Annotated in this window: 16 protein-coding genes; 3 read left to right on the forward strand and 13 right to left on the reverse strand. The window is 47.3% G+C overall.

Annotation, left to right across the window (positions count from 1 at the left end; translation table 11 throughout):
* Positions 1 to 37: 37 nt before the first annotated feature.
* Together IEW88_RS12860 and IEW88_RS12865 are read right to left on the reverse strand one after the other, a co-directional pair.
* Positions 38 to 1,084 carry an alpha/beta fold hydrolase gene (locus IEW88_RS12860; RefSeq protein ID WP_147904300.1) on the reverse strand — a complete coding sequence of 349 codons (1,047 nt, stop codon included), beginning with the start codon at positions 1,082 to 1,084 and terminating at the stop codon, positions 38 to 40.
* A 3-nt stretch (positions 1,085 to 1,087) separates the two neighbouring features.
* A complete protein-coding gene (locus IEW88_RS12865) occupies positions 1,088 to 2,104 on the reverse strand; it encodes a serine hydrolase domain-containing protein (RefSeq protein WP_147904301.1) in 1,017 nt (338 codons plus the stop codon).
* A 255-nt stretch (positions 2,105 to 2,359) separates the two neighbouring features.
* Here IEW88_RS12865 and IEW88_RS12870 point away from each other — a divergent pair, with 255 nt between their 5' ends.
* On the forward strand, positions 2,360 to 4,471 hold the full coding sequence (locus tag IEW88_RS12870) for a winged helix-turn-helix domain-containing protein (protein WP_147904302.1): 2,112 nt from the start codon (positions 2,360 to 2,362) through the stop codon (positions 4,469 to 4,471).
* Here IEW88_RS12870 and IEW88_RS12875 read toward each other — a convergent pair.
* The 9 genes from IEW88_RS12875 to IEW88_RS12915 form a co-directional block, all read right to left on the reverse strand.
* Positions 4,463 to 4,837 (reverse strand): nuclear transport factor 2 family protein, encoded by a 375-nt coding sequence (locus tag IEW88_RS12875; protein ID WP_147904303.1) that lies wholly within the window; start codon positions 4,835 to 4,837, stop codon positions 4,463 to 4,465. The two genes, IEW88_RS12870 and IEW88_RS12875, sit on opposite strands and share 9 nt — an antisense overlap.
* A gap of 73 nt (positions 4,838 to 4,910) precedes the next feature.
* Positions 4,911 to 5,507: a flavodoxin family protein gene (locus IEW88_RS12880; protein ID WP_147904304.1), complete on the reverse strand. Its 597-nt coding sequence runs from the start codon at positions 5,505 to 5,507 to the stop codon at positions 4,911 to 4,913.
* On the reverse strand, positions 5,504 to 6,397 hold the full coding sequence (locus IEW88_RS12885) for an EamA family transporter (protein ID WP_147904305.1): 894 nt from the start codon (positions 6,395 to 6,397) through the stop codon (positions 5,504 to 5,506). Before IEW88_RS12885 ends, IEW88_RS12880 begins: the two co-directional genes overlap by 4 nt.
* Positions 6,398 to 6,507: 110 nt before the next feature.
* Positions 6,508 to 7,020, reverse strand: a complete 513-nt coding sequence (locus tag IEW88_RS12890; RefSeq protein WP_147904306.1) for a GNAT family N-acetyltransferase — start codon at positions 7,018 to 7,020, stop codon at positions 6,508 to 6,510.
* Positions 7,021 to 7,443: a nuclear transport factor 2 family protein gene (locus IEW88_RS12895; RefSeq protein ID WP_221411417.1), complete on the reverse strand. Its 423-nt coding sequence runs from the start codon at positions 7,441 to 7,443 to the stop codon at positions 7,021 to 7,023.
* Between the two features lie 76 nt (positions 7,444 to 7,519).
* Positions 7,520 to 8,611, reverse strand: coding sequence for a phospholipase A (locus tag IEW88_RS12900; RefSeq protein ID WP_147904307.1), 1,092 nt, complete (start codon positions 8,609 to 8,611; stop codon positions 7,520 to 7,522).
* Between the two features lie 172 nt (positions 8,612 to 8,783).
* Positions 8,784 to 9,227, reverse strand: a complete 444-nt coding sequence (locus IEW88_RS12905) for a GFA family protein (RefSeq protein WP_147904308.1) — start codon at positions 9,225 to 9,227, stop codon at positions 8,784 to 8,786.
* 54 nt (positions 9,228 to 9,281) lie between these two features.
* On the reverse strand, positions 9,282 to 10,058 hold the full coding sequence (locus tag IEW88_RS12910; RefSeq protein ID WP_221411418.1) for a PhzF family phenazine biosynthesis protein: 777 nt from the start codon (positions 10,056 to 10,058) through the stop codon (positions 9,282 to 9,284).
* 38 nt (positions 10,059 to 10,096) lie between these two features.
* Entirely contained in the window at positions 10,097 to 10,567 is a 471-nt protein-coding gene (locus IEW88_RS12915; protein ID WP_147904310.1) for a YehS family protein, read from the reverse strand.
* Between the two features lie 135 nt (positions 10,568 to 10,702).
* On the opposite strand from IEW88_RS12915, the gene IEW88_RS12920 reads away from it, so the two are divergent.
* Both IEW88_RS12920 and IEW88_RS12925 read left to right on the forward strand, forming a co-directional pair.
* Positions 10,703 to 11,176, forward strand: coding sequence for a LabA-like NYN domain-containing protein (locus IEW88_RS12920; protein WP_053422836.1), 474 nt, complete (start codon positions 10,703 to 10,705; stop codon positions 11,174 to 11,176).
* A gap of 82 nt (positions 11,177 to 11,258) precedes the next feature.
* Positions 11,259 to 11,600, forward strand: a complete 342-nt coding sequence (locus IEW88_RS12925; RefSeq protein ID WP_053422778.1) for a zinc ribbon domain-containing protein YjdM — start codon at positions 11,259 to 11,261, stop codon at positions 11,598 to 11,600.
* A 42-nt stretch (positions 11,601 to 11,642) separates the two neighbouring features.
* Here IEW88_RS12925 and IEW88_RS12930 read toward each other — a convergent pair whose 3' ends face one another.
* On the reverse strand, positions 11,643 to 12,368 hold the full coding sequence (locus IEW88_RS12930; RefSeq protein ID WP_147904311.1) for a polysaccharide deacetylase family protein: 726 nt from the start codon (positions 12,366 to 12,368) through the stop codon (positions 11,643 to 11,645).
* A complete protein-coding gene (locus IEW88_RS12935; protein ID WP_221411419.1) occupies positions 12,361 to 13,236 on the reverse strand; it encodes a sterol desaturase family protein in 876 nt (291 codons plus the stop codon). Before IEW88_RS12935 ends, IEW88_RS12930 begins: the two co-directional genes overlap by 8 nt.
* Between the last annotated feature and the right edge of the window lie 16 nt (positions 13,237 to 13,252).

Genomic DNA, 13,252 nt, shown 5'->3' on the forward strand with positions numbered 1-13,252 from the left:
AGCTTTTGCTAAGTCAGTTGGCTCAAGCACAGCCAGTTTAATTAGCAGAAAAATGCACCAGCACTTTGTCTAAAACCTGCTGACGAATATGATCCTGCTCAAATAGAAGTTCATGTTTTGCACCTTTGATCAGCTGTACACCACCGACACAGCCTGAATCCGCATTGCTTTCTAATGCTGCACAAAACTGCTGCTGAGCTGACGCCGACACTATGCTATCCAGTTCTGCCTGTAACACCAACACTGGAATTTTGATCTTGTCTGCCTGTTGCTGCATATCAGGTAAAACAGCACAAGCTTGCTCCAGCCAGCCCCAGGTAGCACCTCCGAGTTGCAGCTGTGGGTTGTGCTGATATAAGTCCTGCATCCACTGGTAACGCTGTTCTGATCCCGTCAGTTCATTACCAGCAAAAGACCTCGCGCTATAGGCTTTATCCGCAAAACCAGCATAGCCTTCTGTGGAAAATAACGTAACTACACTGGCCAGACGGCAGGCATCGCTCTCATCATAAAACAACTTACCATTGATACCATGCATAGGGGCGGACAAAGCCGCTTTTTGAAATATTTGCGGGTGCTGCTGTAAATACAAAGTACTGATAGCGCCGCCCATAGAATGCCCTAACAGATACAAGGACGGCTTTGCCGGCAATGTCGTCAGCACAACGCGACTGATCAGTTGATGCATGTCATCCACATACTGCTGAAAATCTTCGATATGACCTTTCTGTGGATTGTCAGTCAAACGGGTCGACAAGCCCTGCCCTCTATGGTCAAACATCAGTACCTGATAACCTTGCTGTATCAGCTCATACGCCAGTTCCTGATACTTCAGATAAGATTCGGTCCGACCGTTCACTACAACGACAGTCGCTTTTGGCTTTGTTGCGCTTTGTGCTGGTGACAGCACAACATAATGGATCTGACTACCGTCCTGCAATTTCAGCTGTTGTGGCTGTACATTCTGCCAAAAAGGGGCGATCTGCTGCTGATAACGCTGGCTAAAATCGTCAGCGCCCTGCAATTGAGCTGCAAATAAACTACCGGTCAGCGCGGCACAGACTAAAGAATACTTCAGTTTCATAGATCATCCTTTTTGATTTTGACTCAGCACTCTGATCACTATTTCTCTTAAACTGTCGTGATAATAAACCGCTCTGGCAAAATCGGCCGGGTCCAGCGATTGATTCTCTAGCACGACCAAAGTCAGTTGCTGTTTCGGAAAATGGTTAAATACCGAAACATAACCCGGAATATAACCTCCATGACTCCACTCGGTACCCGCCGTAGTTTCTGTCACCTGCATACCATAACCGTAATAGACCTCGCCCCATCGATGTTGACGCAGCACTCTGGGCCAGGTCATCTGCTGCACGCTGGTTTGACTCAACTCTTGCTGTATACATAAAGGCAATAATGCCACATCTGAGGCTGAAGCAATCAAACCACCACTAGGCTCGGCTTCAACCGGCATAAAACCGCGGATAGATTTCAGTTGCCCCTGATCTTCATACCAGCCGTCACTGGCGCTGGACGCTTTGTCAGCAAAACCAGAATGATTCATCTGACATTGCAGCAAGAATTGCCTTGCTAAGTCAGCATAGGGAACTTTTGTGACAGCACTCAGAATATCCCCGAGCAGCTGGAAATTTAAATTGTTATAACGAAACTGGCCATAGTGTTGCTGAGTACTCATATCGACCAGACCAGAGCTATGGCTCAACAAATCAGCTAGCCGCACTGAGCTCGCCCAGGGCTGTCGCAATTCAGGCAGATACAATTTTACCGGAGCCTGTAAATCCAAAGTACCTTTTTGCACCTGTTGCATCAGTAGAGCTGCGGTCAGCGTTTTACTGATGGAACCTGCGAAGAATGCAGTATTTTGGTCAAAAGGCTCCCCTTGCGACGTGCGCCCCTGTTGATACTGCCATAAAATCTTTCTGCCTTGCATCAGTAGCGCTGTGCCCTGAAAAACAGGCCTGCCCGCTACCTTGGTCTTCGCCTGTTGTGTGAGCAATTCAACGTCTGATACTGAAAACACGGCACCAGTGGCCAGCAAAGAGCCTGAAAACAATAAACAAGGGATCACTAAAAATCTAAGCATAAGCGACTGAACTCTCGAACTAAACCATTGTGAAAACGCATTAAAATTCGCACAGAGTCTACCTTGGGCCCATAGTTTTGTAACCAGAATAAAGCCTGAGCTATTCTGTTCATGCCATAAAGTGTCAGAAAAGCCAGCCTGCAGAACGCTAGCTGACGCCTCTATCGAAAAATGCAGCAGGAATACAAGAGTTTCGGCTATTTTTGTGATAAAAAGCTTAGCCTTAAGCTAAGCCAGTTTGCGGATTTTTAGAATATGTCTGAACACCACTCCCCTCAGCGATTTTTGCTTGGTCAACTGACCCTTGACTGCTTCAGCCGCGAGCTTAGCTCTGCGACTGAAACTTTGACTCTGGAACCGCAGGTCTTTCAGTTGTTATCCCTGTTTATCGACGCAGAGCAGCACCAGTTGAGCCGATTACAAATCACAGAGCAGCTGATGATCAGCGAAAGCACCCTGACTAAGTCCTTGTCTTTATTACGTAAGGCTTTTGCACAGTTAGATCCCCAAACAATCTATATTGAAACTTTACCCAAAGTAGGTTATCGGCTGTGCCAGACTGTAATACCTGATGTTATAACTGCAGCCGAAAAAACAACGGCCCCGCACGCTCACATACATTCAGTGACAGCTCCTGCACCTTCGCTTCAGCCGGCAGCGCTGCAACATCCAGCACCACCACGCGCCGGAGTTAAAACAAAACTGATATTGGCTGTACTGTGGACGGCCCCTTTGCTGTTTTTTGTCCTGTGGTTTTTTATTACGCTCGCACCTGCTCCCGAAAAATTACCAACCCCATATATCAACCCGCCTGTCCCCATCAATACAGCACAGGGTATTGACTATGATCTGAGCCTGAGTCAAGACGGTGCGACCTTAGTGTATCTGTCCAAGGATGCAGAAAAAAACCAGCTGCTCCTGCAGCAGAATCCAGGGAAACCAAAGTTATTAGCTGAAGATAACGCGCTGTCTACCGCCGCGATCAGCCCTGACGGTTTGCAGGTGTTGTCGGTTAAACAAAACTCACAAGGCTGTATCGTCGAGTGGTTTATGCCGGAAAATCCACAACAGAAAAAAACCGTAGCACAGTGCAGTACGGATGCAATGGTAAAAATTGCCTGGCAAAACGATAGTAAGGGTTTTTACCTGCGTGACAGAGCAGACAAAACTCAACCTTACACATTAAGCCGCTATCGATTAGATACCACAACCAAAGAGCAAGTGACCAGACCGCAGAGTGCAGAGAGCCCAACAGGTGACTTGGCTTTCGCCGAATCCGATGACGGTAAGACACTGGCCGTTGTGCGTGATTTACCACAGCAGCACAGCCAGTTATTGCTGCTCGATAGCAGTAGTTTTGCTGTGTTGCAGCAAAAAAGTTTCCCCTTTCCGATCAGTAACATCGACTGGTTAGCCACTCACTTAGTTGTCAGCAAAGATGCCGAATTGCTGCAATACAACACCACCACTGATCAACTGGAGTTTTTATTTTATACAGGCCGGACCGTTCAGTCGCTTGCTGTGGTGAACCAACAGATTTACTACGCTGACTATGAGCAGGATGCGGATATCTGGCAGTATGATTTGGCAGCCAACACCAACAGAATTCGTATTGGTAGCAGTAAAGCCGATCTGATGCCTCGTGTGAATCATAAAGGGGATCTGGCCTTTTTGAGCAAACGCGGTGGCAAAGAGCAGATCTGGTTACAACCTGCTGGACAAAACGAATACCAACTGGCTGATGTACCGGGTTCTCCCGCCCTGGTCCGACTGCAATGGTCACCAGATGGCGAGTCACTGCTCTTTAGTAAAGACGGCGCATTATGGCAATTGATGATCGCCTCAGGTCAAAGCCGTGTGCTGGTTGCAGCGGATAAACAAGTGGACGTTGCCAACTGGATGACTGATGGTACAGGCATTATTTACAGCAGCAAACAAAGCGGCGATTGGCAGTTGTGGCAACTGGATTTGAACACCGCAAGCAGCACGCAGCTGACTCAACAAGGTGGTTACAGTGGCTATCGACTTGGTAACCAGCTGTATTTCAGTAAATTTCATCAGGACGGTTTATTTATGCTGAATATCGCCACAGGTGAGGAAGATCTGCTGATTGCCGACTTTGATAAAAGCAACGGGCTGAACTGGCGCTTGTCTGACGATAGTATCTACTATTATCAGCCCGAGCAGGGCATTCGTCAGTATCAGTTACAAAGCAAAAGCAACAGCCTGCTACTGGCCACGCCAGAGCGTTTTGTTGATCATTACGACATACAAAACCAGCAGCTGTTTTATGTCAAAGCAGGTCTACCCAAAGGGGATGTTTATAAAATTGAGCCTGTAGCAAGCAGCGACATCAACTCAAAATAATACAACCTCTCCTGCCTGAAACAGGGCTTTCACAATAAGGCCCTGTTTCACCTGATAACTACATAACATCTCCATCTGGCCGCGGCCTTCGGGGAAATTGCGTTGGATCACCTCATGATCAATCACCCACTCTCCCATCACCATACGCTTGAGTAAGATTGCTTTTAGATCGGGCTCTGCAAAACGCACACTGATGCGCTGACGCATCTGATCGTGGCCACAGGCCAATACGAAGCCATGAAAATCCAGCTGCACTGCGTCGGAGTGATAGCAGTCCAGCCAGGCTTTGATATCTTTGTTGTTATAAGCTTCCAGCTGCTTTTGCACCAACAGCTCTGCTTCTGTTTGTTGAGTTAGGTGAGTCATCAGGATCCTCTTTGGTGATTAAACCCTGATGATCAGCAAAAGTGGCACAAAAGACCAGAGCAGCTTTGGAAACTCAGAGTTGCTGTACTCTCTCTATCTGCGTAGTCACAACCCTGAAGCGGCCGACCAGACGAGCCACGCGCTGGCCCAGATAAAATGCAGTATGCAGATCTGGAGTTTCTATAGCACCATCCACTGCTCTGACAATCACCCCAGCCTGAGCACCAAGCCGGTTGGGCGCTTTCCTGTCGCCAGCACCAGCCAAATCCAGACCGGCCCAGAGCATGCCCTGTTGGGCAGCTAAAATTTGTAAATAATGCAGGCTATGCAAAGTATCACCACAATAACCGGTTCCTACCGTAAAACCTGCTGCAATTTTATCTGCCCACAGCTGCTCTCCCCAGTACTCTCCCGCCGTTGCATCAGCAAAAGCTTTAAACTGTGCTGATACAGACCCCATAAAAGTAGGAGAGCCAAAAATCACCGCGTCGGCTCGATCAATTGCGTTGATCACCGTCCTGTTGTGATAACGTCCTTGTTCTATGTCTGCCGCTTCGATACGAAGTAAGGCCGCTGTTACTTCAGGCACAGAATGACAACCATCGGCAACAGCCTCAGCCAATCGGGCAGTAGTACCTGTGACAGAGTGATACACAATAGCTACGTTCATCGGCGAACCTCTGTTGTTACAGGCGCCACTGCAGCTGTCATTTTATACTGCCCCAGCCAGACACCAGTCAGTACCAAAACCATACCGACACTTTGTAACCAGGTCAGTTGCTGATCCAACAGGACTAAACCCAGCACAGTGGCACTTAACGGACTCAACAAGCTAAAACCTGTCACAGCACTGGCCGACATCCGCATGACACCACGCAACCAGAACACATAGGTCAGTCCTGTACCAATCAAACCTAACCAGAGATAACCCAGCACCTGAGTCAGGTTAATACTCTGCGGCAAGCTTTCGACACTCAAGGCTAAAGGTAATAAAAATAAGCCGCCTACGCTCAGCTGCCAACTGGTCAGGACCAGCGCATTGACCGGAGGTTGCCATCTTTTGGTTAATAAAGTGCCACACGCCATAGCCAAGGCGCCACCAGCCGCGGCTATGATACCCAGACCATCCAGTTTCGCTGCAGGTCCCAGCACCAGAAGAGCCACACCCAGCATCCCTGATACAGCCGCAATCCAACTGAGCCATGAAGTTCGGGCCCCGAGCACTGCCCAGCTTAATATCACCACCACCAAAGGTTGGATAGCTCCAACAGTGGCAGCCACTCCACCAGGTAAACGATAGGCAGCAACAAAAAGTAAAGCCTGAAATACCCCAATATTTAAAAAACCTAACAAAAAGATTTTTCCCCACCAACCCCGGTCCGGTAGCTGGCGCAACCACAACAACATCAGCAGCCCGACAGGTAAAGTACGTAACGCAGCGGATAATAAAGGTACATCAGGGGGTAAAAACTCGGTGGTGACTACGTAAGTGCTGCCCCAAATCAAAGGGGCTAAAGCGGTTAACCAGGGATCATACCAACGGGATACAGCTGAACTCATTACAAAACACTCCTTTTACAGTGCTTAGTGCACAAATTTAAAATCTGTCGCCACTGTAGAAGCTCAAGCTAACTTGAGGTCAAGAAAAATTTAACTGATTTATTAATAATTTATAATTTCAGCCACATCAGATAACCAGCCACAGCCTGCCCCTGTACTATGGCCACCTGAGGAATGGTCTCCAGCTGTTGAAAACCTGCTTTTCTCAGCACCCGCTCTGACGCAGGGTTTTCTGTTGCAACACAGGCAAATAAAATCATTAATCCCATTTGCTTTGACTGTTGGATCAACTGCTCCAAAGCAAAGCTGGCAACACCTTTTCCTGATAAGTGTTCAGCAATGCGGTAACCGACATAAGCAGATTTTGTTACCTGATCGATGTCTTTGAGATTAGCTCTGCCGATTAGCTCGTTGTCTGCACTAAAAACCAAAGTCGGCAATGCAAGCCCCTGCTGTTGTAGCAGCAAAAACTCAGCGATATGGTGCTGTACAGCGTCAGGCTGATAGAAATCCTCTGGCCTTGCTTCGATTTTTTGCTCAAAAAAGCTCTTGTGGGCTAATTCAAACTGAAGTACTGCATCAACATCCTCTGGCTGTAAGGCGCGGAGCCTATAGTCAGACATTTAAACAGGCCCAGTCGCTGGCAGCACGGTAGTGCCCTGATGGAACACCATTTGCCAGCCCAGGCTATTGAGTTGCCATAAAGAGCTGCGTAGCGACACTTTGGTTTGCAGCTCGCCTGCTTTACGTAATTTGGCTTTGTAGAGCACCTGAGCCAGATCTTTAGATAATAAACGCACTTCAAAATCAAAAGCTTCAACCCAAGGAGCCTGCTCTTCCGGCAGACGCTCCAGCACATGGGCTTTGCCAAAACGCGCGCCGGACGCGGCTATCTCTTCAAAACCATTGGCCAACAACTGGTTCAGCAGCACTTTATTTCGTCTGGTTTCGGCATGTTGTAGTTGTAACTCCAAAGCAATAAGGTGTTCAGTTAAAGCTTGAGCTTGTTCAGATGTCACTTGAGTAGGCCTTTGATTCATAGTCATTTAGGTTTTAGCTTAGCTCGCCAAGCTAAGGCCATGTTTTAGGCCGCTAAGTTGCGGCCATAACAGAAGTTCGTAGTTAGAAATTAAATAACATGACTCCGAGTCCTATACTATTTTGCCGGAAGTTATAATCCAACAATGTTTCGCCATAACCGGAAAACAGTTGCAGGTGCCAGCGTAAACCATCGATTTTGCTGCTATCGACAGGATAAGTCAGATCAAGCTGCCAGGAGCCACGGCTTAAGTAGGCAAAATCATTGCGCCAGGTTAGCTGCGCTGTGGCGTCACCTGGTAACCAGCTGGCACTGATTTCGTGACTGCCTATGTAATCGATTAAATCCGGGTTATCGTCTTCTTCGCCATTTTCTGAAATACGTTGGTTATAACGCCAGTTCAGACCAAACTCCCCCTTATCTATAGCTAAACCGCCGTAGACTTTATTCCAACTGCGCGACAAAGGCTTCGCCTGACCATTGGACTGATGAGCTATACCAAACTGCAGCATACGGACTTGCCAATCCCCAGGTAAATCGCCCCACTGCTCTGCAACAGGTACGACGTAAATCAGTTCAGGTTGATAATCGGTATTACGAAAAGGGGCTGAGTCCTGATTATTCCATAGTTGCCACATCGAACGCTGGCTAAACGCAAACCATAAATCAGCACCAGGTAACAGAAACTCCGTCATCAGCTTAGCGCGTAAAGAGATTTGCAGCTTACTTTCCATCTGTTTGTAGTTTTCGCTCTCTTCTGCCTGACCACGGGTTGGGCTCTGTGGAGCTTTATTAATATTAGAGGTGATGTGAGCAGGCAAAAAGAAGTTGGGTTGGTAGGTACGAAATACAAAACGATCGCGTTTTTCTTCCGGGGTCAACTCCCAGTATTTTTGCATCACTGTTGCCACAGCAACAGGTTCCGCCACGACGTCAGTTGCAATTGCCGCCTGAGGTTTAACTTCGACGTCCGCTTCGGCAGCCGCTGTTGCTGAGGTTGCCGTTTCGGCCAGCACTGTGGCTGTGGTGCCAAATATCCTGTCATAACAAGCTAAACGCTCATTGTTATCAAGAGTCCCCTGACAGACACTAACATCCTGAGCTGAGACGGCTGCACTGACCGAGCCCAGTAAAAAAACGCCTGTCAGTCTGGTTAAGTTTGATGTTTTATTCACGCCCTCTCCCGTTCGCTAAAATAATATACTGTTAGTATAAGAGCTAAATCTAAACAAAGACTTAATGACTAAGCCTTGGTGGCTTGCCGTTGGCTCTACCGAGGATTTTCGGCTTAACTAAAGCATCAATCTGCAGCCAGAGATCCATACCAGCTGTTTTCTTATGCTTCGCTCAATTTGATTCTTCGGTAAACAAAGCAAAAATCTCATCTCCCGTTAGTTCCGAAGTCTTGTTAGAAAAACAATACCAGTCCGGTTTTTGCTCAATAAAAATCTGATGATCGAACACCAGATCTTTTAACGGTCCAAACAAGCCTACAGGAATAAAATACCGGCCATTTTGTTTCAACCGATAAAACAAATGAGTACCGCAGTTGTTACAAAAGCCTCGTTCGGCCCACTCCGACGAATGAAAACCAGAAATAAAACAAGCGCCGTCCAGTTTCACCTCTGTGCCGCAATCCAGAGTAAACAGCGGCCCACCCGACCATCTTTGGCAGTACTGACAATGGCAGGCTCCAGCGCTTAATGCCACTCCTGTGGCTTTGATTTTTGCCTTGCCGCATAAACAGTGGCCATGAATAGCCCCCTGCGTCTGAATCTTCGATGCCGACATAAAGAGCCTCCCGATGCGTGGACAACATCAGCCTACTGGAATTACCTTTTGATGTTAAGTCATTGTTGATTCAGTCAGATAAGGACAAGGTACAGCTTGCGTCTTTAGATAGAGTTGTTGCGACTTGATAAAAACAGCAAAATCGGCTGGTATCGCGGACAGTTGCTGTACCTTCAGCTCAGCCAAAGCAGTTTTCGCAGCCCAATAAGGCGCCAGCGAACACTGAGCTGAACCTGTTGCAATATCCTCATCTATTCCAATAGCAGGAGCAAAATAACGCAGCACATAGCTATCAGGCGCTCTGAAGGCCGTGACGATCAGCGCGTGTTGAGGGAGTTGGCGGATCTGCTGCATATCAGGCTGGAACTGCCTTACAGCGTGCTCATCAGGGAGGACCAGCACGAGATCACGGGTTTGAAAACACTCCACAGGCTGATAGGTAGTTAAAGCATAGGGTGTATTCACAGAAACTGAGCGCCATTGTGGTAGTCGCATCACTAAAGCCTCAGCAATGGCTGTCACCTCCAAATCACCACAGTCACTAAAAAACTGATAGTGGCCCGGCCCTTTTAGCTGACGTAATAAAGCTGCCGCCGCCAAAGTACCATGACCACAAAGGTTGATTTCTTGTTGGCAGGAAAACCAGCGGATTTGATACTGCTGAGGCTGAGCAGCAGGCACCACAAAAGCTGTGACCACTTGCTTGGCTTCATAAGCTATACGCTGCAATACATCAGTCTGTGGCCATTCACTGAATAAAGCACAAGCGGCCGGATTACCTTTTGACAGATCGTCGGTAAAAACTTTAAACAGATACAACGGCGCTTCCATGCCTTCGATCCTATCCCTGGTTTTTGACATCAAGACCTTTAGTCTTCGGCACTTTCGCGATATTTAATCTGCACTGCTTTGATAAAGTTTCGCAGAATTTGATCCTGACACTGGCGATAATGATGATGATCCGCACGGCGGAAAAAGGCGCTCAATTCTGGTTTACTGATGCGAAAACCAATATCTGTCATCATTTGCACTATGTCATCGTCTTTTAAATCCAGTGCAATTTTTAACTTACGGAAAATAATATTATTGTTCAGACGCTGCTCGGCTATGGGCTGCTCACCATCTTTGCGCCCTCTGCGTTCAATGATCAGACCATTTAAAAAAGTAGCCAAAGTCACGTCATCACAAGGCTGAAAAGCTTCGTCTTCGTCTTTTTTCAGCCAGTCACTGACTTGGGCTCTGCTGGCGGTTAAACCGGCATGGGCAAATAAATTCATCATTTGTTGATCGCCAAAATCAAAGGCGTAACGTAAACGGCGTAAAACATCATTGTTATTCATAAAAATTCGCAAAGCGCTCCAGTCAAGTTGCTAACATTTTAACAGACACAAAGCGATGCCTGCTGATTTTCTTTCGCGGTTTCAAACAGATGCCATGTTATAGTCTTTTCAATCTTTATTTTGGCTTTGCTTTCTATGGAAAAAATCGCAGTTTTTGTCGATGTACAAAACATCTACTACACCACCAAGCAGGCCTATGGCCGCTCTTTTAACTACCGTAAGTTTTGGCAACTGTTGCAGCTTAGGGGCGAGATTAGCTACGCCTATGCCTACGCCATTGATAAAAAAGATGATCAGCAGATCAAGTTTCAGGATGCCTTGCGTCATATAGGTTTTGAAGTGAAACTCAAACCTTTTATTCAGCGCGCCGATGGCTCAGCCAAAGGGGACTGGGATGTCGGCATTACGATAGATGTTTTGACCTTAGCCGCCGAAGTCGACACAGTGGTTTTACTCTCCGGCGATGGTGATTTTGATTTACTGTTGCAGGCTGTCTATAAACAACATGGTGTCGATACTGTGGTGTACAGCGTGCCGGGTTTAACAGCCCAATCGCTGCAACAAAGCTGTGCGCTGTGGCGGCCTATTGAGGCGGACTTACTACTCTGAGGCTAAAAGCCCTGTAAAAAGTAGGGCCTTTCGGCTACAATGCCGGCCTTTTCCAGCCCTACAGCAATTAATCAGGAATACCATGAGCCAGTTACCCGCCTGTCCACAATGCAGCTCTGCATACACCTACGAAGATAACAACCTGCTGGTCTGCCCTGAATGTGGCCATGAGTGGTCAGCAACCGCCAGTGCAGATGCCGCAGAAGGCGACAAAGTGATCCGTGATTCGGCTGGCAATGTACTACAGGACGGCGACACAGTGACTGTCATTAAAGATTTAAAAGTCAAAGGGTCTTCGTTGGTGGTGAAGATTGGCACTAAGGTCAAAGGCATACGTCTTGTCGAAGGCGATCATGACATAGATTGTAAAATCGATGGTTTTGGCGCTATGAAGTTAAAGTCTGAGTTTGTCAAAAAGCAGTGATTTTAATACAGCAGGGCTCTAACCAGAGCCCTGTTTGCCTGATTAGTGTTCTACTGCGGCCAGCTTTTCTGCAGCAAGCAAGTCAGACACCCTGACCATTTTATAACCTTTCTGTTTTAAGCCTTTGATAATCAGCGGTAATGCCGCTCGTGAAGCATCTCGGTTCTTGTACATCAGATGCAGCAACACAATAGAACCGGGCCGAACCTGCTCTAACACTTGCGCTGCCATAGTCTGTGGATCTTCAGAGTCCTCGTCAAAGGTCTCAGGCGCTATATCCCAGGTAATACTGGTTCTGTGGGTCTTTGCCAGAAACCAGGGCAGCACCACCAGCTTTTTACCATAAGGCGGCCGGAATAGGATCTCGCCTTGATAACCTGCGGCACGGATTTGCTGATCTGTGCCTTCAATTTCGCGGTTAATCTCGTCCAACGACATAAAGAGCATGCGCTGATGCGACCAGCTGTGATTGCCAAGCTGATGGCCTGCGGCGACAATTTGTTTCGCCTGCGTCATATAACGCTGAGTCTCGGAGCCAGTGACAAAAAAGGTGGCTTTGACCTGATACAAATCCAGAAGCTGTAAAACACCGGCTGTATGATGTGGAGTTGGGCCGTCATCAAAAGTTAAAGCCACCAGTTTTTGTTCTGTGTCTACTTGGTAGATCAGCTCACCAAACAGCTGAAACTTCACGCTGGAAGACAGTTTCCACAGACCAAAGAAAACAACGAACACCACCGCCAATAACTTCAGCACCAGTTTATTCACTACCTTCCAACTCCTTTCCCTGTTTTTTCTTGTTCGATACACACAATTCAGAAAAGGCTTCTGGTGGACCAAACAGCAGTTTATGTTTATTACGCCAGCCTTTAAGCTGTGGCCATAACAAGACTATTTTGCGCCATTCATAAAACGTAATAGTGATGGGATTATTCGACTGAAAATCGTCGGTGATACCATAACGACAAGCTTCGTATTCTGGTACAAAAGTGCCAAAAAGTCTGTCCCAGATAATTAGAACACCGGCATAGTTACGGTCTATATACTGGGGATTGCAGGCATGGTGCACGCGATGCCAGGCAGGCGTATTCAGCACTAAGCCCAGAATGCCCCAGTGTTTACCCGATTGGGTGTGGACAAAAAACTGAAAGGCTAAATTAATAGCCACAACAGCCAACACCAGTTGCACCTCAAAACCCAGTAAAACCAGAGGCAACCAGAATAACCACATGCCAGAAATAGGGTAAGTTAAGGATTGACGAAAGGCTGTGCTGAAATTCATTAAACGCGAACTATGATGCGCCACATGAGAAGCCCATAACCAGCGCACTCTGTGCGAGCAGCGGTGAAACCAGTAGTACAAAAAGTCCTGAGCGATAAAAAGCAAAAATAAATTCAGAGCGGAAAATTCAATAGAAAACAAGGCAAACTGCGATAACCATAACATCAAAGGCAACAGCACCAGCAAGGCAATAAAATCGCCGGCCTGATGCAAAGCGGCTAAAGCAAAGTTAGCTGCTGTATCGCGCCATTGGTACAACGCCTTGCCACGTTTTTCGCTATGGAGCCATTCAAAAGCAATAAAGATGAAAAAAATCGGGCTCAGTAGCAACAAAATAAATTCAACTGGGATCACACTGGTACTCCTGTGC

Source organism: Rheinheimera tangshanensis (assembly GCF_014645135.1).
Lineage (GTDB): Bacteria > Pseudomonadota > Gammaproteobacteria > Enterobacterales > Alteromonadaceae > Pararheinheimera > Pararheinheimera tangshanensis.